2 protein-coding genes are annotated in these 22377 nt (G+C 68.0%); both read left to right on the forward strand.

The genetic code is table 11. The features are described 5' to 3' along the window. The first annotated feature begins 47 nt into the window (after positions 1-47). A complete protein-coding gene (locus WMF22_RS13775) occupies positions 48-6503 on the forward strand; it encodes an amino acid adenylation domain-containing protein (RefSeq protein WP_438036030.1) in 6456 nt (2151 codons plus the stop codon). Beyond that, complete coding sequence (locus WMF22_RS13780; protein ID WP_438036031.1) at positions 6500-22324, forward strand: non-ribosomal peptide synthase/polyketide synthase; 15825 nt, start codon at positions 6500-6502, stop codon at positions 22322-22324. The genes WMF22_RS13775 and WMF22_RS13780 overlap by 4 nt, the downstream gene beginning before the upstream one ends. Positions 22325-22377 lie beyond the last annotated feature (53 nt).

A 22377-nucleotide genomic window follows, 5' to 3' on the forward strand; every position in this document is an offset into this window, starting at 1 on the left:
CCCTGCGCCTTTCGTCTCTCGCGCCCGATAAGCAGGATCTGTTTCTGATGCGCCTCGAGGAGAGGGGCATCGAGATCACCAAGCTGCCGATCGTCGCCGCGGGCAGGCCTGCGATCCTTCCGCTCTCGTACGCCCAGCGGCGCCTGTGGCTGATCGATCGGTGGAGACCAGGCACCGCGCTCTACAATCTCTCCTCCGTGCTCGTGCTGCGTGGCGAGCTCGACGTGGCGACGCTGACCCGAGCCATCGGCGCCGTCGTCGAGCGTCACGACGTGTTGAGGACGACCTTCGACGAGGTGGACGGGGAGCCGGCGCAGGTCATCGCGGCGGGCGCTTCGATCGACGTGCCCCGGATCGACCTGTCCGGATTGCCGGCGGAGGAGCGGCTCTCGCGAGCGCGCGCGCTGGCGGACGAGGCGGCGGCGGTCCCGTTCGACCTGCAGCGGGGCCCGCTGTTCAGGACGAAGCTCCTCTGCTTGTCGCCTGGCGAGCACTGGCTGGTCGTCACGATGCATCATATCGTGTCCGACGAATGGTCGAACGGGGTGCTGGCGTCCGAGCTCGCCCATGCATATCGGGCCTTCGTGCGCGGGAAGGACGCCGAGCTGCCGGAGCTCTCGATTCAGTACGCCGACTACGCGTTGTGGCAACGGCGCTGGCTGGAGGGCGCCGTGCTGGGCAAGCAGCTCGACTACTGGAAGAAGCAGCTCGGCACCGACGAGTACGCCTTGCTCCTGCCGACGGACTTTCCCCGTCCAGCGATACCGAGCCACCGGGGCGCAAACATCACGTTCGACGTTGGGAGCGCGCTCACCGGACGACTGTTCAGCTTCAGCAAGCAGCGCGGCGCGACCGTCTTCATGACGGTGCTCGCTGCGTTTCACGTGCTCCTGCATCGAACCTCGGGGCAGAGCGACATCCGGGTGGGCGTACCCACCGCGAACCGCAATCGGTCGGAGACCGAGGGGCTCGTCGGGTTCTTCGTCAACACGCAGGTGCTTCGAAGCACGGTGGTCGGCTCATCGTGCTTCGATGACTATCTGGCCTCGATCCGCAGCATGGTCGCCGAGGCCCAGAGCAACCAGGACGTGCCTTTCGAGCAGCTGGTCGAAGCCTTGCAGCCGCAACGCCGGCTCTCTCACGACCCGCTCTTCCAGGTCATGCTGTCTTGGCATCGGGAGGTCGCTGGGCATCTTCAGATCGACCACAATCTGGAGCTGATGCATGAGCCGTCGGTCGAGAGCCTCGCGAAGTTCGATCTGACGTTGCACATGACGGAGACGCCTCGCGGGCTCGTCGGCCAGTTCATCTACCGGACGGATCTCTTCAAGGAGCAGACGATCCAGCGGATGATCCAGCGGCTCAAGGTGCTGCTCGCCGACGTCGTGGAGAAGCCGACTCGCCCGATCGGCGTGCTGCGCTGGATGGACGCCGCGGAGCAGGAGCAGGCGGTCGGGCGCTGGAGCGCCGGGCCGTTTGCAGGGGAAGAGAAGGGCGTTCATGAGCTGATCGGTCGCGCGGCGGCGCTGCGCCCTGGAGCGGTGGCGCTGCGGGTCGAGGGGCGGGCGCTGAGCTATGGGGAGCTGGAGCGGAGCGCGAACCGGCTTGGCAACTGGCTGCGCGCCCGGGGGATAGGGCGCGAGGCGCGTGTCGGGGTGTGTCTGCCGCGCGGCGCGTCGCTGATCGTGGGGCTGTACGGGGTGCTGAAGAGCGGAGCGGCGTACGTGCCGATGGAGCCGACGCTGCCCGAGGCACGGCTGCGCGAGATGGTGGAGGACAGCGGAGCGCGCGTGGTGCTGGGCGAGGAGAGCGTCCGGCGGGCGCTCGCGGGGCGGGACGTGGAGGTCGTGTCGCCGGACGCGGCGGAGGTCGCCCTGGGGCCGGAGGAGGCGCTCAGCGCGGAGGTGTCGCCGGATGAGGCGGCGTACGTGATCTACACGTCGGGGTCGACGGGGCGGCCGAAGGGCGTCGTGGTGACGCACCGGGGGGTCGCGAGCTACGTGCAGGCGCTGCTGGAGCGGCTGTCGCTGCCCGAAGAGGCCAGCATGGCGATGGTGTCGACGGTGGGGGCAGATCTGGGCAATACGGTGCTGTTCGGCGCGCTGTGCTCGGGCCGCCCGCTTCACCTGCTGTCGGAAGAGCGGGTGTTCGATCCGGACGCGATGGCGGCGTACATGCATGAGCACGGGGTGGATGTGCTCAAGATCGTGCCGAGCCATCTGAAGGGGTTGATGCACGCGGCGCGGCCGGAGCGCGTGCTGCCGCGGCACACGCTGGTGCTGGGAGGAGAAGCGACGCCGTGGGAGCTGGTGGAGAAGATCCAGCAGAGCGGCGGCTGCCGTATCGTCAATCACTACGGTCCGACGGAGACGACGGTGGGGGTGCTGACGCACGAGCACCGGGCGGAGCGAGCGGCGGAGAGCGTGACGCTGCCGCTGGGCCGCCCGCTGGCGAACAGCCAGGTCTACGTGCTCAGCGGCGACATGCAGCCGGTGCCGGTGGGCGTGATAGGAGAGATCTACATCGGGGGCGCCGGCCTGGCGCGCGGGTACCTGAACCGCGCGGAGCTGACGGCGGAGCGCTTCGTGCCGAACCCGTACGGCAGCCGTGGAGAGAGGTTGTACCGGACGGGGGACCGAGCGCGCACCCTCGAGGATGGGAGCATCGAGTTCCTGGGGCGCGCCGACAATCAGGTGAAGGTGCGCGGCTACCGCGTCGAGCTCGGGGAGGTGCGCGCCGCGCTGCTCTCGGCGTCGTCCGCGGTGGCGGACGCGCATGTGCTCGTGCGCGAAGGTCAGGCGGGGAACGCGCGGCTCGTGGCGTACGTCATCGGGAAGGATGGCTATCGGGACAGCGACGCGCTTCGGGCGGCGCTTGAAGCGCGGCTGCCGGAGCACATGGTGCCTGCCGAGTACGTCTGGCTGGAGAGCTTCCCGCTGACGGCGAACGGCAAGCTGGACCAGCGGGCGCTGCCCGCCCCGGGGCACGTGGAGACGCAGGTCGTGCTGCCGCGGAACGAGCTGGAGGAGAAGCTCGTCCAGATCTGGCGTGAGCTCCTGAAGGTCGAGCGCGTCGGCATCCACGACAGCTTCTTCAAGCTCGGCGGAGACTCGCTGCTCGGGTTTCAGATGATCGCGCTGGCCAGGAAATCGGGCGTCATGCTCGATATACAGGACCTGTTCGACCGTCACAGCATCGCCGAGCTATCGGCGTCGCTCGACACGGACGAAGCCGGCGACGGCGGGCGTGGAGGAGGCGACATCGAGGCCGTCGCGCGAGGCGGGCGGCTGCCCACCTCGTTCGGGCAGCGGCGTCTCTGGTTCTTGTGGCAGCTGTCGCCGGAGAGCGCGGCCTACAATGTGCCGATCGCCGTCAAGCTGCTGGGCGACCTCGAGATCGAGGCGCTTCAGAGCGCGTTCACGGCGCTCGTGTCCCGGCATGAGACGCTGCGAACCAGGTTCGAGCAAGAAGAAGGGCAGGTGTATCAGGTCGTCCTCGACGCCCATGCGGTCGAGATCCCCCTTCTCGATCTGAGCGGACTCTCCGGCGTCGAGCGCGAGACGCGAGCGCGGGCTCTGGCGGAAGAGGAGGCGCGCCGCCCGTTCGATCTGCAGCGGGGCTGGCCGGTGCGGGTGGCGTTGCTGAAGCTCTCGGCCGAGGAGCACGTTCTGCTCGTGACGATGCACCATATCGTGTCGGACGGATGGTCGATGAACATCCTCGTGGAAGAGCTCGTGAAGCTCTACGGCGCGCATCGCGAGGCGAAGGCGGTCGAGCTGCCGAGCCTCCCGATACAGTACGCGGACTACGCCGTCTGGCAGCAGCGGTGGCTCGAATCTGCCGAGTTCGAGCGGCAGCTCCAGTACTGGAAGGATCATCTGGGGCCGGAGCATACGGTGCTCGAGCTTGCCGCAGCGCATCCGCGCCCGGCGGTGCAGAGCTACCGAGGGGCGACGCTCCACGTCGAGCTGGGCGCCGAGCTGCTCGATCGCCTGAGAGCGCTCGCGCGAGAGAAGAGCGCGACCTTGTTCATGGTCCTGCTGGCGGCCTTCAAGGTGCTGCTGCACAGGTACTCGGGGCAAGAGCTGATTCGCGTCGGGGTCCCGCACGCGAACCGCAGTCATCCGCAGGTGGAGCCGCTCATCGGGTTCTTCGTCAACACGCACGTCCTGTGCACGAGGGTGAACGGCAGGACGACGTTCGAGGACTTGCTGTTTCAGGTGAGGGACGCTGTGCGTGGAGCGCAGGCGAACCAGAGCTTGCCTTTCGAGCAGCTCGTCGAGGCGCTCAACCCGCCGCGCAGCCTCAGCCACAACCCTTTGTTCCAGGTGCTCTACAACCACATCAAGCGGGAGCATCAGGCGCTGGAGCAGATGCCTGAGCTCACGGTCAAGAAGCTCGAGCAGGAGCCCGAGGCGACGCAGTTCGATCTCTCGATCGAGACGGAGGAGCAGGAGCGTTCGTTGCGCGCGAGCGTGACCTACAGCAAGGACCTCTTCGAGCGGGGGGGGATCGAGCGGCTCGTGTCGCACTGGAGGAACCTGCTCGACGCGGTCTTGTCGAACCCCGGCGCGCGGATCGGAGAGCTCACCCTGCTTGGCGAGTCGGAGCGCTCGGAGGCGCTCGTGACGTGGAACCGGACGCAGCATTCGTATCCGAGAGAGCGCTGCCTTCACGAGCTGATCGAGGAGCAGGTCGCCCGGACGCCGGAGGCGGTCGCGGTGTCGTACGGAGGACGGGCCTTGAGCTACGCAGCGTTGAATGCGCGAGCCAACCAGCTGGCGAGGAAGCTGCGCGAGCTCGGGGTCGGAGCGGACTCCCTGGTCGGCATCCATGTGGAGCGATCTCTGGAGATGATGGTCGGGCTCCTCGGGATCCTGAAGGCGGGTGGGGGGTACGTCCCGCTGGATCCGGAGTACCCGGCGGAGCGGCTCTCCACCATGGTGGAGGACGCGGAGCCAAAGGTGCTGCTGACGCAGGAGCGGCTGCTGGCGAGGGCGCCGAGCGCGAGAGCCGCGGTGTGGTGCCTGGATCGGGACTGGGGTGAGGTGGAGGGTTATGACACCCAGAACCTGCCGAGCATCACGGCGCCGCAGAACCTCGTGTACTGCATCTACACCTCAGGATCGACGGGTAAGCCGAAGGGGGTGACGATCTGCCACCGCAGCCTCGTCAACTTCCTGAGCACGATGAAGGAGCGCCCCGGGGTGGGGCCGGAGGACCGGGTCCTGGGCTTGACGTCGCTGTCGTTCGACATCGCAGGGCTGGAGCTCTACCTGCCGCTGGTCGTGGGGGCTCGCGTGGTGCTGGTGGAGCGCGCGGCGGCGTCGGACGCAGAGGCGCTGATCGAGAGGGTGGCGAGCGAAGGGATCACGATCGTGCAGGCGACGCCGGCGACGTGGCGAATGCTGACCCGGTCGCGGGCCTTCGGCGCCATGCCCAGGTGCAAGGTGCTCTGCGGTGGGGAGGCGTTGCCGGAGGATCTTGCGCGAGAGCTCCTCCAGCGCTTCGAAGAGGTCTGGAACCTCTACGGTCCGACGGAGACCACGGTGTGGTCGTCCCGCCACGCGCTCGGCGCGAACAGCGCGGAGCCGCTGCTCGGGCGCCCGATCGGCAACACGGCGATCTACGTCCTCGACGAGGCGCTGAACCCTGTCCCGATAGGGGTCGCCGGGGATCTCTACATCGGCGGTGATGGGCTGGCACGTGGATACCATCGTCGCCCCGAGCTGACGGCGGAGCGCTTCGTGCCGAGCCCGTTCGGCGGCGCGTCCGGGGAGAGGCTGTACCGGACAGGGGATCTGGCGAGGTACCGCGCAGGAGGTGACATCGAGTACCTCGGCCGAAGCGACCATCAGGTGAAGGTCCGTGGGCACCGGATCGAGCTCGGCGAGATCGAGGCGAGCCTGCTCCGCGAGCAGAGGGTCAGGGAGGCGGTGGTCGTCGCACGGGAGGACGTGCCCGGGGAACGGCGGCTCGTCGCGTACGTCGTTCCGGCGCAGGCTGGGCTCACATCGGCGGGGAGCGAGGAGACAGGGCGGTTCCGCGACGAGCTCCGCGCCGGCCTGAAGGCGGTGCTGCCCGAGTACATGGTGCCCGCCGTGTACGTGCTGCTCGACGGCTTGCCGCTGACCGCGAACGGGAAGGTGAACCGCAAGGCGCTCCCGGTGCCCGAGAGGAGCCATGTACAGACGGGCTATGTCGCACCCAGGAACGAGATCGAGCGAAAGCTGGCGGAGATCTGGTCCGACGTGCTCGGGGTCGAGCGCGTGGGGGTTCACGACAGGTTCTTCGATCTCGGCGGGCACTCGTTGTTGCTGACCCGGATGGCCTCACGGATCAGGGGCGACCTGGCCGTGGACCTGTCACTTCGTACTTTGTTCGAGGCTGGGTCGGTGGAGGAGCTCGCTCGTGTCGTGAGCCGAGATGCGAGCCGATCCGTCACAGACATCGACGTCGCTGCGATGTTCAAGAAGCTGGACGAGCTGGGGACTTCAGAATGAGCCACATCGATAATGCCGAGTCGACGCAGCTGAGGAAGGTCGCTGAACGCCTGTCGTCGCTGCCGGAGGACAAGCAGCGGCTGTTCGTCGAGTGGCTGACCGATCAAGGGATAGACGCGGCGCGGCTCCCCATCGTGGTGAACAAGCGGCCCGCCCGCGTGCCCCTCTCGTTCGCGCAGCAGCGTCTCTGGATCATCGATCAGCTGCAGCCAGGCACCCCGCTGTACAACATGCCGAGCGTGCTCACCCTGCGCGGTGAGCTCGACGTCGCGGCCCTCGAGGGCGCGATCGGCAAGCTGGTCGAGAGGCACGAGGCGCTGCGCACGACCTTCGCGGAGGAGGACGGGCATCCCGTCCAGGTGGTCTCCCCGACAGCGGCGGTCGCGCTCGCTCAGGTCGATCTGTCGGAGCTCTCGGAGGCAGAGCGCGCCTCGCGGGCGCGCGACCTGGCGAACGAGGAGGCCCGCCTCCCCTTCGTGCTGCAGCAGGGCCCGCTCCTGCGAGCGAAGCTCGTGCGGCTGTCCCGGCGAGAGCATCGTCTGCTGCTGACGATGCATCACATCATCACCGACGAGTGGTCCAACAATATTCTGATCGCGGAGTTCATGGAGCTCTATGACGCGATACAGAGCGGCCGCCGTCCCTCGCTGCCCAGCTTGCCGATCCAGTATGCCGATTACGCCCTATGGCAGCGGCGCTTGTCGGCCGGGCCGACGATGGAGAAGCAGCTGAGCTATTGGAGGACGGAGCTCGGGGCAGAGGAGTACGCGCTCGCGCTGCCGGCCGACGGGAAGCCGCCGGTGATCGCGGGGCATCGAGGCGCGGATCACTGGTTCGAGCTCGGGGGCGAGCTGACCGAGGCGCTCGCCGCGCTCGCGAAGCAGCACAACGCCACGTTGTTCATGACGGTGCTGGCCGGGTTCAGCCTCTTTTTGTCCCGTTACGCCGGGCAGAAGGACGTTCGCGTCGGCGTGCCGGTGGCGAACCGTCATCGGGCGGAGATAGAAGGGGTCGTCGGCTTCTTCGTCAACGCGCAGGTGCTGCGGACCCTCGTTGACAGCTCGAGGAGCTTCTCCGAGCACATCGAGCGGGTCCGTCAGACGGTCGCCGGCGCTCAGTCCAACCAGGACTTGCCGTTCGAGCGGCTCGTCGAGGCGCTGCAGCCAGAGCGACGGAACGACAACTCACCGCTGTTCGACGTCCTGTTCTCGTGGCATCGAGAGGCCGACGAGCTCAGCCGCGCGATCCGCGGGCTCGAGGTGAGCTGGGAGCGGCCTGAGCAGCACGTCGCAAGGTTTGGCCTGACGTTGCACGTGACGGAGACGCCGCGGGGGCTTTCGTGCCGCTTCGTTTACCGGACGGACCTGTTCCGGGCGCAGACGATCGCGCGGATGGGCGAGACGCTGGGGGTGCTGCTCGCCGACGCCGTGGCGAAGCCGACTCGCCCGACCGGCGTGCTGCGCTGGATGGACGCCGCGGAGCAGGAGCAGGCGATCGGGCGCTGGAACCCGGGGCCGTTTGCCGGGGAAGAAAAGAGCGTTCATGCGCTGATCGGTCGCGCGGCGGCGCTGCGCCCGGGAGCGGTGGCGCTGCGGGTCGAGGGGCGGGCGCTGAGCTACGGGGAGCTGGAGCGGAGCGCGAACCGGCTTGGCAACTGGCTGCGCGCCCGGGGGATAGGGCGCGAGGCGCGTGTCGGGGTGTGTCTGCCGCGCGGCGCGTCGCTGATCGTGGGGCTGTACGGGGTGCTGAAGAGCGGAGCGGCGTACGTGCCGATGGAGCCGACGCTGCCCGAGGCACGGCTGCGCGAGATGGTGGAGGACAGCGGAGCGCGCGTGGTGCTGGGCGAGGAGAGCGTCCGGCGGGCGCTCGCGGGGCGGGACGTGGAGGTCGTGTCGCCGGACGCGGCGGAGGTCGCCCTGGGGCCGGAGGAGGCGCTCAGCGCGGAGGTGTCGCCGGATGAGGCGGCGTACGTGATCTACACGTCGGGGTCGACGGGGCGGCCGAAGGGCGTCGTGGTGACGCACCGGGGGGTCGCGAGCTACGTGCAGGCGCTGCTGGAGCGGCTGTCGCTGCCCGAAGAGGCCAGCATGGCGATGGTGTCGACGGTGGGGGCAGATCTGGGCAATACGGTGCTGTTCGGCGCGCTGTGCTCGGGCCGCCCGCTTCACCTGCTGTCGGAAGAGCGGGTGTTCGATCCGGACGCGATGGCGGCGTACATGCATGAGCACGAGGTGGATGTGCTCAAGATCGTGCCGAGCCATCTGAAGGGGTTGATGCACGCGGCGCGGCCGGAGCGCGTGCTGCCGCGGCACACGCTGGTGCTGGGAGGAGAAGCGACGCCGTGGGAGCTGGTGGAGAAGATCCAGCAGAGCGGCGGCTGCCGTATCGTCAATCACTACGGTCCGACGGAGACGACGGTGGGGGTGCTGACGCACGAGCACCGGGCGGAGCGAGCGGCGGAGAGCGTGACGCTGCCGCTGGGCCGCCCGCTGGCGAACAGCCAGGTCTACGTGCTCAGCGGCGACATGCAGCCGGTGCCGGTGGGCGTGATAGGAGAGATCTACATCGGGGGCGCCGGCCTGGCGCGCGGGTACCTGAACCGCGCGGAGCTGACGGCGGAGCGCTTCGTGCCGAACCCGTACGGCAGCCGTGGAGAGAGGTTGTACCGGACGGGGGACCGAGCGCGCACCCTCGAGGATGGGAGCATCGAGTTCCTGGGGCGCGCCGACAATCAGGTGAAGGTGCGCGGCTACCGCGTCGAGCTCGGGGAGGTGCGCGCCGCGCTGCTCTCGGCGTCGTCCGCGGTGGCGGACGCGCATGTGCTCGTGCGCGAAGGTCAGGCGGGGAACGCGCGGCTCGTGGCGTACGTCATCGGGAAGGATGGCTATCGGGACAGCGACGCGCTTCGGGCGGCGCTTGAAGCGCGGCTGCCGGAGCACATGGTGCCTGCCGAGTACGTCTGGCTGGAGAGCTTCCCGCTGACGGCGAACGGCAAGCTGGACCAGCGGGCGCTGCCCGCCCCGGGGCACGTGGAGACGCAGGTCGTGCTGCCGCGGAACGAGCTGGAGGAGAAGCTCGTCCAGATCTGGCGTGAGCTCCTGAAGGTCGAGCGCGTCGGCATCCACGACAGCTTCTTCAAGCTCGGGGGGGACTCCATCCTGGCGCTGCAGGCCGTCTCGCGCGCGAGGAAGGTCGGGATCAAGCTCACGCCGAAGCAGCTGTTTGAACACCAGACAGTCGCCGAGGCGGCGAGGGTCGCGACGCCTCTCGTCACCGCGCGCGCCGCGCGCGAGGGCTCGGGCGAGAGCGCGGCAGGGGACGTGGAGCTGACGCCTATCCAGAGGTGGTTCTTCGAGCAGGAGATCCCGGCGCCGCATCACTGGAACCAGTCGCTGCTGCTGGAAGTGCGGGGTGATCTGGATGTCGCGCTCCTGGAGAGCGCGCTCCAGCGGCTCGCCGTTCACCACGACGCGCTCAGGCTGCGCTACCGCAGGGAGGGAGGCCAGTGGAAGCAGCGCTATGGCACGGGGGCACAGCCGGTCTTCGCTCGTCGTGTCGATCTGAGCGCCGAAACCGATGTCGCGGCGGCGATCGGAAGCGCGGTGGAGGCCGCGCAGCGCAGCCTCGATCTGGCGAAGGGGCCGCTGCTGCGAGCCGTGTACATGGATCTCGGAGGGCAGCCGGGCCGACTGCTGCTGACCATCCATCACCTGGTGGTCGACGGCGTGTCCTGGCGAGTCCTCCTGGAAGATCTGCGAACGGCGTACCAGCAGCTGAAGGCCGGCGATGAGGTGGTGCTGCCCGAGAAGACCAGCTCGTTCAAGCAGTGGTCGCAGGCGCTGGCCAGGCACGCCCGGCGTGAGACGATCGGAGAGGAGCTGGCGTACTGGCAGCGCGTGGTCCAAGGGCCGGAGCCGAGCCTGCCAGCCGCGAACCCCCGGGGGATTAACAGCGTGGGCTCGGCGAGGATGGTCAGCGTCGAGCTGGATGAATCCGACACGCATCGGCTGCTCTCGGAGGCCACACGCGCCTATCGCACCCAGGTCAATGACCTGCTGCTCACTGCGCTGTCGCACGCGCTCTGCGAGTGGGGTCGACGAGACAGCGTGCTCATCGAGCTGGAGGGCCACGGCAGAGAGGATCTCTTCGAGGGGATCGACGTCACCCGCACCGTCGGCTGGTTCACGACCCTGTATCCCGTCCGGCTGACGCCAGAGCGCGGCGATCTCGGCCGGTCCATCAAGGGCATCAAGGAGCAGCTGAGGAGCGTTCCGAACAAGGGATTCGGCTACGGGGTGCTGCGCTTCCTGAGCGCCAGCGGAAGGACGCTCGCGGAGGGAGCCAACCCGCAGGTCACGTTCAACTACCTCGGACGGTTCGAACACCTCTTTGAAGGCGACGCGCTGTTCCGTATAGCGAAGGAGCCCGCCGCCCAGCCCCGGGACCCCGAGAGCGCGCGGCGCACGTGGCTGGCCGTCGAGGCCTTGATCCATGATGGGCAGCTCAGGATCGACTTCGTCTATAGCTCGGCGATTCATGAGGACGCGCATGTGAAGTCCCTCGCGGATCTCTGGCTTCATCACTTGCAGACGATCCTGGAGCACTGCGCCACGGTCCAGCTCGGAGGAGCGACGTCATCGGACTTCCCGCTGCTGCGCGCGCCTCAGGCCGCCATCGATTCCATCGGGATCGATCTCCGGAACGTGGAGGACATCTACCCGATGACGCCCATGCAGCAGGGCCTGATGATGCACTCCCTGCTGAGCGCCGGGTCCGGCGTCTACCACATGCAGAACGTCTATCGGGTCAAGAGGCCGCTCGACCCGAGCGCGTTCGTCGAGGCCTGGAGCCGCGTCGTGCAGCGGCATCCGATCCTGCGCACGGCGTTCGTTCTTCATGAAGGCATCGGATCGGTTCAGGTCGTGTACGGAGACGTGAGCGCGTGGTCCGAGTGCTTGGACTGGAGGACGCTCGGGGACGACGAGCGGGCCGAGGCGCTCGACAGGATCCTCGAGGACGAGCTGAGGCTGGGCTTCGACCTGTCGAAGCCACAGCTGTTCAGGATGCGGCTCATCCACGTGAGCGAGAGCGAGATGTACATCACGAGCAGCTATCATCACATCCTGGTGGATGCGTGGTGCAGCTCGCTCGTGCTGCGTGATTTCGCCGCCTGTTATCAGGCCATCGTCGAGGGACGAGAGCCGAAGCTGCCGTCCGTGCCGCGCTTCAGGGCGTACGTGGAATGGCTGATGCGAAGGGACGCCGACGAAGCGCGCGCGTTCTGGAGACAGGAGCTGGAGGGTCTGCAGTACCCCACGCCGCTCCCCTTCACCACCGTGTCGGACGAAGGCGAGCTGTCGAATCGGCAGGTCGGCGACTGTCACGTCCACTTGACTGAAGAGTCGACGGCGCGGATCCTGGCGTCGTCGAAGCGCTGGGGGCTGACGCCGAACACCCTCGTTCAGGCCGCCTGGGCGCTTGTGCTCTCCCGCCACTCCGGTCTGGATGACGTCGTGTTCGGCGTGACGGTCGCCGGACGCCCGGCGGATCTGGACGGGGTGGAAGCCATCGTCGGGCTATTCATTCACAGTATCCCTCTCCGTGTCCGGGTGGACCGGAGGAAGGACATTTCATCCTGGATTCGTGACGTCTTTCAGAAGAACGCGCAGATCCGTCCGTTCGAGTACCTGCCGCTCACGGATATCCGGTTGTGCAGCGCTGTGCGTGGGACATCTCTGTTTCACAGTCTCCTCGTCTTCGAGAACGCGCCGATCGACGCGGAGGCCGCCGAGGGGGCGGCCGCCTTCGCGCTGGAGAGCGTCAGAAGCCGAACCCACACCAATTACCCGGTGACGATCGAGGTGTTCCCGGGCAGTCGCTTCCGGATCCGGCTCTCGTATCATCGTGAGATCCTCGGCGGGGAGGAAGCGGAGGCGCTCCTCCGGCACCTGCAGGGGGCGCTGGAGCAGCTGGCGGACGGCTCCGACAAGCGCGTTGAAGACATCTCGATCGCGAGCGAGGTCGAGCGGAAGGTCCTCGAGGGGACCAACGCGACGCGAATGGAGTATCCATCGGATCGTTGTCTGCACGAGCTGATCGAGCAGCAGGTGAGGCGCACGCCAGAGGCCATCGCGGCGTCGTACGAGGGCGAGCTCCTGAGCTACGCGGCGCTGAACGCGAGGGCCAATCAGGTGGCGCGGAGGCTGCGCGCGCTCGGCGTCGGGCCGGGCGTGCTGGTCGGCATGTTCGTTGAGCGGTCCCTCGAGATGATGATCGGGCTTCTCGGGATCTTGAAGGCGGGGGGCGGTTATGTGCCGCTGGATCCAGAGTATCCAGCGGAGCGCCTCGCCTACATGGTGCGCGACGCGCAGCCGACGGTGCTCTTGACGCAGGAGCGATTGCTGGAGAGGGCGCCCAGCACGCAGGGCGTGGTGTGGTGCCTCGACCGTGACTGGATCGAGGCGGATGGCCTCGGGACGGGCGACCTGCCGAGCCTGACACACCCGGAAGATCTGGCGTACTGCATCTATACTTCAGGCTCCACCGGCAGGCCGAAGGGGGTCGTCGTCTGCCACCGCTCCGTCGTCAACTTCCTGAGCACGATGATGGAGAGCCCCGGTCTCGATGCGAGCGATCGGGTCCTGGGTCTGACCTCGCTGTCGTTCGACATCGCGGGGCTGGAGCTGTACCTGCCGCTCCTCGTGGGAGCGCGCGTGGTTCTGGTCGGGCGAGAGGTGGCATCGGACGCCGAGGCGCTCCTGGAGCACGTGGGGAGGGAGGGCATCACGGTCATGCAGGCGACGCCCGCGACGTGGCGGATGTTGAGCCAATCGCCGGGGTTCGGCGCGATGCCGAGATGCAAGGTGCTGTGCGGAGGAGAGGCTCTGCCGGCGGATCTGGCGGGCAGGTTGATCCAGCACGCGGGCCGCGTCTGGAACCTGTACGGCCCCACGGAGACGACGATCTGGTCGTCGCGCCACGCGCTCGACAGCGATCGCCCCGAGCCGCTCCTCGGGCGTCCTATCGGGAACACGACGATGTTCGTGCTGGACGAGAGGATGAGTCCGGCGCCCGTGGGCGTGGTGGGAGAGCTCTACATCGGCGGAGATGGGCTGGCTCGAGGCTATCTCCATCACCCTGAGCTGACGGCCGTGCGCTTCGTTCCGAACCCGTTCGGCGGGGTGGCCGGCGAGAGGTTGTACCGGACAGGGGACCTCGTGAGGTATCGCCCGGACGGGTGCATCGAGTACATCGGCAGGTGCGACCATCAGGTCAAGATCCGAGGGCACCGCATCGAGCTCGGAGAGATCGAGGCACGGCTCCTGGAGCAGGACGGGGTGCGCGCGGCCGTGGCGGTCGCGCGCGAGGACGCACCCGGAACGAAGCGGCTTGTCGCGTATGTGGTGCCGGCGCTGGCCGGCCTGGAGGCGGAGACCGGCGAAGCGCCGCGGCGCTTCCGCGAGGAGCTCCACCAGGCGCTGAAGGCGGCGCTGCCCGAGTACATGGTGCCGTCCGTTTATGTGCTGCTGGCGGAGCTCCCGCTGACGGCGAACGGCAAGGTGAACCGCAACGCGCTGCCTCTGCCCAGGGAGAGCCAGGTGCAGAAGGACTACGTTGCGCCGAGGAGCGAGCTGGAAAAGCGCCTCCTCGAGATCTGGTCCGAGGTGCTCGGCGTCGAGCGCATCGGCGTCCGCGACAGCTTCTTCGAGCTCGGGGGCCACTCGCTCCTGGTCGCCCAGGTGGTGTCGCGCGTGCGAAAGCAGCTCGACGTGGAGTTGCCGCTGCGGGCCCTGTTCGAGGCGAGGACGGTCGTCGAGCTCGCCGCTCGGGTCGAGCAGGCGCAGCGAGAGGGCGTGAAGAGCCGGAGGCCGCCGCTCCGCCCCGTGGGCCGTGATCGACGGTTGCCGCTCTCCTACGCGCAGCAGCGGCTGTGGTTCCTCTGGCAGCTTTCGCCGGAGAGCGCGGCGTACAACATCGCGAGGGTCGTGCGGCTCCGGGGAGACTGGAAGCTGGACGCGCTGACAAGGACGTTCTCTACCCTGGTCGCGCGGCACGAGGCGCTCCGTACGAGGTTCGAGCAAGAGGCGGGGCAGGGCTACCAGGAGGTCGTCGACGCCGGCGACGTCGAGGTGGTGGTCGTCGATCTTCGCGGCGTCGCGGAGAGCGACCGAGAAAACCGAGCTCGCGAGCAGGCGAAGGAGGAGATCGGTCGCCCGTTCGATCTCCCCGCCGGCTCCCTCCTGCGCGTCAAGGTGCTGAGGCTCGCGGATCAGGAGCACGTGCTCGTGGTGACGATGCACCACATCGTGTCGGACGCGTGGTCGATGAACGTGCTCGTGGAGGAGTTTGCGCGCCTGTACAGGTCCGTGAGCGAGGGGGTCGAGCCGGAGCTGCCGAGCCTTCCGATCCAGGTCGCAGACTACGCCGTGTGGCAGCGAGCGTGGTTGGAATCGGGAGAGCTCCGGCGTCAGCTCGCGTACTGGGAAGCACAGCTCGGAACGCAGCATCCGATGCTGGAGCTGCCGTCGGATCGCCCGCGACCGGCCTTCCAGAGCCATCGAGGTGCGACTTGTCGGTTCGAGGTCGATCCGGTCTTGCTGCGCCGCTTGAGGGACCTCGCGCACGCGAAGCAAGCGACCTTGTTCGTGGTGCTGCTGGCTGCGTTCAAGGTGCTCTTGTATCGTTACTCCGGACAGAACGAGATTCGGGTGGGGGTGCCCATCGCGAACCGTGCCGCGGTGGAGGTGGAGCGGGTCGTCGGCCTCTTCGTCAACACGCAGGTGCTGCGATCGGATGTCCGGTGGAGCATGAGCTTCGGGGAGATGCTGGACGCCGTGAGGGCGGCGGCGCTCGAGGCTCAGATGAACCAGGATCTCCCGTTCGAGCACCTGGTCGAGGCGCTGAACCCGCAGCGGAGCATGAGCCACAACCCGCTGTTCCAGGTGATGTTCAATCATCAGCGAGCGAGACGGACGCCGCTGGACACGCCGGCAGGCCTTCGGATCGAGGACGTGGATCTCGGCGGCGGGACGACCCAGTTCGATCTGACGCTCGCGACAGAAGAGGACGAGTCTGGGCTGCACGCGTCGCTGACGTACAGCACCGACCTGTTCGACGGCGCGACGATCGACCGGATGGCGCGGCACTGGATGAACCTGCTCGGGGCCATCGTGTCGAACCCGGACGCGCGCGTCGGTCGGCTGCCCCTGCTCGACGCGTCGGAGCGCTCGGACGTGCTCGAGATGTGGAACGGCGCGCCGCTCGAGGTCCCGGCAGAGCCCCGAGCCATGCTGGCGAGGGGCGCCGCGGACGCGGAGCTCCGGCCCATGTCAGCCCAGCGCTGCCTGCACCAGCTGATCGAGGAGCAGGCTGGGCGCACTCCGGCAGCTACGGCGGTGTCGTGCGACGGCGACGCCCTGACGTACGCCGAGCTGAACGCGCGAGCAAACCGGCTGGCGAGGAAGCTGCGAGAGCTCGGGGTGGGGCCGGATGTCCTCGTGGGCATCTGCGTGGAGCGCTCGATCGAGATGGTCATCGGCCTGCTGGCGATCCTGAAGGCTGGCGGCGCGTACCTGCCGCTCGATCCGGATTATCCGCCTGAGCGGCTCGCGTACATGGTGAGCGACGCGCGACCCCGGGTGGTCCTGACGCAGGCCGCGCTCCTCGGGAGGCTCCCGGAGGGGGACAGCGCGGTCTGGTGCCTGGACCGCGACGTCCGCGAGATCGAGGGCTACAGCGGAGAGGATCTGGAGACCTCGACCCACCCGGAGAACCTCGCCTATTGCATCTACACGTCGGGCTCCACCGGCAGGCCGAAGGGGGCGCTGCTCTCCCACCACAACGTGCTGCGGTTGTTCGAGGTGACGGAGGCGTCGTTCCGCTTCAACGCCTCCGACGTGTGGACGCTGTTTCATTCGTACGCCTTCGACTTTTCGGTGTGGGAGATCTTCGGGGCGCTGCTCCACGGCGGGAAGCTGGTCGTCGTCCCCTATTACACGAGTCGCTCGGCAGACGAGTTCTATCAGCTGTTGTGTCGGGAAGGCGTGACCGTGCTGAACCAGACGCCATCGGCGTTCCGCCAGCTCATGCACGTGGCGGAGCTGCGGGGGGACGCCGCGCCGAGACCGCCGCTGCGCTACGTCGTGTTCGGCGGTGAAGCGCTGGAGGTGGGCAGCCTGGGCCCGTGGTTCGCGCGCTTCGGGGACCGGTCACCGCAGCTCGTCAACATGTACGGCATCACCGAGACGACGGTCCATGTGACCTATCGACCCTTGACCGCGCAGGACGCGCGGGGCGCCTCCGTGAGCCCGATCGGCCGGCCGATCGGGGACCTCACCTGGTACCTGCTCGACGCGGAGCTCAAGCCCGTCCCGGCCGGCGTCGTGGGTGAGCTCTATGTCGGAGGAGCCGGGTTGGCGCGTGGATACCTGAACCGGCCGGAGCTCACGGCGGAGCGCTTCGTGCCGAACCCGTTCTGCGAGGCGCCCGGCGAGCGCCTGTACCGGACAGGAGATCTGGCGAAGTACCGAGCGGATGGCGCCGTCGAGTACATCGGGCGAATCGATCATCAGGTCAAGATTCGCGGGTACAGGATCGAGCTCGGGGAGATCGAGGCGCGGCTCGCCGAGCAGAGCGGGGTGAAGCGAGCCGTTGTCCTCGGGCGTGAGGGCGACGGGGGAGAGAAGCGGCTCGTGGCGTACGTGGTCCCGGCGCAGGCTGGCCTCTCGTCCGCGGCGGCCGAGGAGGCCCGGGGCTTCCGTGACAGGCTCCGCGCGGCGCTCCTCGCGGCGCTCCCGGAGTACATGGTGCCGGCCGTGTACGTGCTCCTGGATGAGCTACCGCTGACCTCGAACGGGAAGGTGGATCGCGCGGCGTTGCCCCTGCCTCAAGGGGACCAGGTGCAGAGGAGCTACGTCGCGCCGAGGAGCGAGCTCGAACGGAAGCTGGCCGAGATCTGGTCCGAGGTGCTCGGCGTGGAGAGCGCGGGCATCCACGATGACTTCTTCGAGCTGGGAGGGCATTCGCTGCTGGCGACTCAGGTGATCTCGCGGGTCAGGAGCGCCCTCGAGGTGGAGCTGCCGCTGCGGGCGCTGTTCGAGGGACGGACTCTGGTCGAGTTCGCCGGGCGCGTCGAGGAGGCTGTCGCTCTCGGCGCGAAGGGCCCTCGCTCGACCCTCGTTCGTGTGGACCGAGGGCAGCGCCAGCCGCTCTCTTATGCACAGCAGCGACTGTGGTTCCTGTGGCAACTGGAGCCGGAGAGCGCGGCGTACAACGTGCCGTTCGCCGTGAAGCTCGTGGGAGGGGTGAACCCGGAGGCCCTGGCGGACACCTTCGCTGCGCTGGTCGAGCGTCACGAGGCGCTGCGCACGACGTTCGGGCAGGAGGACGGACAGGGCTACCAGGTGATCCGCGATGCCGCTCGGCTGGCCATCCCCAGGGTGGACCTCCGCGGGCTCCCGGGCGCAGAGCGCGAGCGGCGCGCGCGCGAGCTGGCCGAAGAGGAGGCCTCTCGGCCGTTCGACCTCGAGCGAGACGAGCTGCTTCGGGTGACGTTGCTGGAGCTCTCGGACAGCGAGCATGTGCTGCTCGTGACGATGCACCATATCGTGTCCGACGGCTGGTCGATGAGCATCCTGGTCAAGGATTTCGTCACGCTGTATCGTGCGTACAGCGAGGGCCGGTCGCCGGCGTTGTCGAGCTTGCCGGTACAGTATGTCGACTACGCGTCATGGCAGCGTCGACGGTTCGAGTCAGGGGAGCTCGCAGGGCAGCTCGCGTACTGGAAGGAGCGGCTCGGGACCGAGCACCCGGTGCTCTCGCTGCCGGCGGATCACCCGAGGCCCTCGGCGCAGAGCTACCGCGGCGCGAAGCACAGCTTCGAGCTCTCCACCGAGCTCTCCGGACGGCTGAGGGCGCTGGCGCAGGAGCGGGGCGCCACGCTGTTCATGGTGCTCCTCGCGGCGTTCAAGGTGCTCCTCCATCGGTACTCAGCGGAGGAGGAGATCCGCGTCGGCGTGCCGAACGCGAACCGCAACCACCTGGAGGTGGAGCCGCTGATCGGGGTCTTCGTCAATACGCATGTGCTTCGAACCCACCTCGACGCAGGCCTGAGCTTTGAAGACGCGCTGGAGAGGGTGAAGGACGCTGTGCTCGGAGCGCAGGCGCATCAGGACGTGCCGTTCGAGAAGCTCGTCGAGGCGCTCAACCCGGAGAGGAGCTTGAGCCGCACACCTCTGTTCCAGGTGATGCACAATCACGAGCGGCGATCGTACGAGGCCCTCGGTGAGCTGGATGAGCTCAGGATGGAGGCGCTCGAGCTCAAGGGCGGCACGACGCAATTCGACATGTCCCTGGACACGGCGGAAGAGGGGGACAGGCTGTACGCGTCGTTCACATACAGCACGGACCTGTTCGAGCGCGGGACGATCGAGCGGATGGCGGAGCACTGGAGGGTGCTGCTCGAGTCGATCACCTCCGTTCCAGAGGAGAGGATCGGCCGGCTTCCGCTGCTGAGCGACGCGGAGCGTACGGCGCTGATCCGGAAGGGGAGAGCGACGCGCGACGGCGCTGCTGCTCGCCAGGAGCGTCGCGCGTGGACGTCCTACGCGAGCCTGTTCGAGGAGCGGGTCGCTCGGCACCCTGACCGGGTGGCCGCTGCGGACGGCGCGCGAGCGCTGACGTTCTCCGAGCTGAACATCGCCAGCAACCGCGTCGCGCACGCGCTGATCGGCGAGGGGGTGGGCCTGGACGACGTGGTGGCGATCCTGGACGACCGGAGCGTCGATCTGCTCAGCATGATCCTCGGGACGCTCAAGGCAGGGGCCGGGTACCTTCCGCTGGACCCACGCCATCCAGCTCAGCGCGTCCGCCAGATCCTGGAGTCCGGCCGCCCGCGCGTGGTGCTGGCGACCGAATCCTTCCGGCTCCTCTTGCAAGAAGCATTGTCGTCCGCCTCAGGGGACGACCTCCCCAAGGTGATGTTCCTGGAGTCGATGCGCCGGATGGCGCTGCCCGAGCATGACCCGGGAATCTACAGCGGACCGGCGAACCTCGCCTATGTCATCTACACCTCTGGGTCCACCGGGAGGCCCAAGGGCGTCATGGTGGAGCAGCGCGGCATGTTGAACAACCAGCTGAGCAAGGTCCCGTACCTCGACCTGGGGGAGCGAGACGTGATCGCGCAGACGGCGTCACAGTGCTTCGACATCTCTGTATGGCAGTTCCTCACGGGGCCGCTCTGCGGCGCGCGCGTCGAGATCGTGCCTGACGACGTTGCGCATGACGGCGTGGCGTTGTTCGACTACGTGACCCGGCGCGGAATCACGGTGCTGGAGAGCGTCCCGGGTCTGATCCGGAGCGCGCTGTCCAGCGGATCTCTGCCGAGCGCGGCGCGGCTCCCGCTCCGCTGGCTGCTCCCGACGGGAGAGGCCCTTCCGGTCGAGGTGGCCGAGATGTGGTTCGACCAGTACCGAGGGGTGCCGCTGGTCAACGCCTACGGTCCGGCGGAATGCTCGGATGACGTCGCGCTGTATACCCTGCGTGGCGCTCCGGAGGAGAAGACGCCGTATGTGGCCGTCGGCTTCCCCGTGGACGGCACCGAGCTGTACATCGTCGATCAGCACCTCGATCTGGTGCCGGCGGGCGTGACGGGCGAGCTCTGCGTGGCGGGCGTCGGCGTCGGACGCGGCTACCTGCAGGACGCGGCGCGGACCGCGGAGTCGTACGTCGCAAACCCCTTCAGCGACACCCCCGGACAGCGGATGTACCGAACCGGGGATCTGGCGCGCTACAGGCCAGACGGCGTGATCGAGTACGTTGGCCGGAAGGATCATCAGGTCAAGATCCGAGGCTACCGCGTCGAGCCCGGAGAGATCGAAGCCCGGCTGCTTCAGGCGGATGAGGTCGAGGATGCGGTGGTCGTCCTCCGGGAGGACACGCCCGCGGAGAAGCGGCTCGTGGCGTACGTCGTCCCGAAGCAGCCGAGCCTCGCGTCTCCGGGGACGGAAGACGAGGCGCGCCTCCGCGAGGCGCTCCGCGCGCAGCTGAAGGCGGCGGTGCCGGAGTACATGGTGCCGAGCTTCTTTGTCCTGCTGGAGAGGCTCCCGCGGACACCGAACGGCAAGGTCGATCGCAAGGCGCTGCCGGCGCCCGATCTGACCCATGTGCAGAAGCCTTATATCGAAGCTCGTGGCGAGATCGAGGCGGCGCTCGCGGCGATCTGGCGAGAGGCTCTCCACATCGAGAGGGTTGGCCTCCACGACAACTTCTTCGAGCTCGGCGGCGACTCGATCGTGGCCCTCATGGTGGTGGGCAAGGCGCGGAACATCGGTATCCGCATCACGCCGAAGGATCTGTTCCAGCACCAGACGCTCGAGGCGCTGGCCGCGGTAGCGGGGGCGATGGCGCCGGCGAGCGTCGAGCAGGATCACGCGTCGGGAGAGGTCGGCCTCACGCCCATCCAAGGCTGGTTCTTCGAGCAGCAGCTGGCCGAGATGCACCACTGGAACCAGTCGGTGCTGCTGGAGATCCACGGGCGCTTCGACGTCGACCTGCTGAAAAGAGCGCTCGACCAGATCGTCGAGCACCACGACGCGCTGCGGCTTCGGTATCGACTGGAAGGAGGCCGCTGGAAGCAGTGGTACAGCGAATCGAACCAGCCGGAGACGTGCTGGCGCGTGGACCTGAGCGGCGAGCCGGACGTCGCCGCGGCGATCACGCGCACGGCGAATGAAGCGCAGCGCAGCCTCCATCTGGAGGAAGGGCCGCTGTTGCGGGCCGTGTACATGGATCTCGGAGCTGCGCGCCCGGGACGCCTGCTCCTGGTGATTCACCACATGATCGTCGACGGCGTTTCATGGAGAATCCTGCTGGAGGACCTCCAGGTGGTGTACGAGGGGCTCCTGTCCGGCGTGCCCGCTCGTCTGCCGGTCAAGAGCAGCTCGTTCCGGCGCTGGTCCCGGGTGCTGGAGGAGCACGCGGAGCGCGGCGGCTTCGATCGGGAGCTGGAGTACTGGCGAGGCGTGGTGGGACAGGCGCCGGCCGAGCTGCCGGCGATGAACCCGAGAGGGGAGAACCTGGTGGCCCTGGCTCGCACGACGACCGTGGAGCTCGACGCCGCCGAGACGGCGCGGCTCTTGACCCAGGCCCCTCACGCGTACCGGACGCAGGTGAACGACCTCTTGCTGACCGCGCTGGCGTACACGCTGTGCGAGTGGTCCGCCGAGGAGAGCGTGCTCATCGAGCTCGAAGGGCACGGGAGGGAGGATCTGTTCGAGGGCCTGGACGTCACGCGGACCGTGGGGTGGTTCACCTCGGTATATCCGGTCCGGCTGACGCCGGATCGAGGCGGCCTGGACGCCTCGATCAAGAGCATCAAGGAACAGCTGCGGCAGGTGCCGAACAAGGGCATCGGGTATGGGGTGCTGCGTTACCTGAGCGAGAAAGGGAGCGATCTGGCCACCGGTCCCGAGCCGCGGGTCAGCTTCAACTACCTCGGACAGTTCGATCAGGTGCTCGGAGCGGGCGGGATGTTTCGACCGGCCTCGGAGTCCACGGGGACGTCGAGGGGCGGAGGAAATGCCCGTGACCGATGGCTGGAGGTCAACGGCATGGTGGCGGGCGGGCGCCTCTTGCTGGAATGGACCTTCAGCGCGGCCATCCACGACACGAGGCAGATCGAGCTCCTGGCGGAGCGATACATTCACTGGCTGCAAGAGCTGATCCGGCATTGCGTGAGTGAGGACGCCGGAGGCGTCACTCCCTCGGACTTCCCGGAGGTCGCCCTCGCTCAGGACGAGCTGAACTCGCTCTTTGACGACTGAGCCCCGCGGCATCGGTGGCATCGCGGCATCGCGGCATCGCCCTAATTACTTAC

Origin of the sequence: Sorangium sp. So ce204, from assembly GCF_051526795.1 — a bacterium.
GTDB classification, from domain to species: domain Bacteria; phylum Myxococcota_A; class Polyangia; order Polyangiales; family Polyangiaceae; genus Sorangium; species Sorangium cellulosum_B.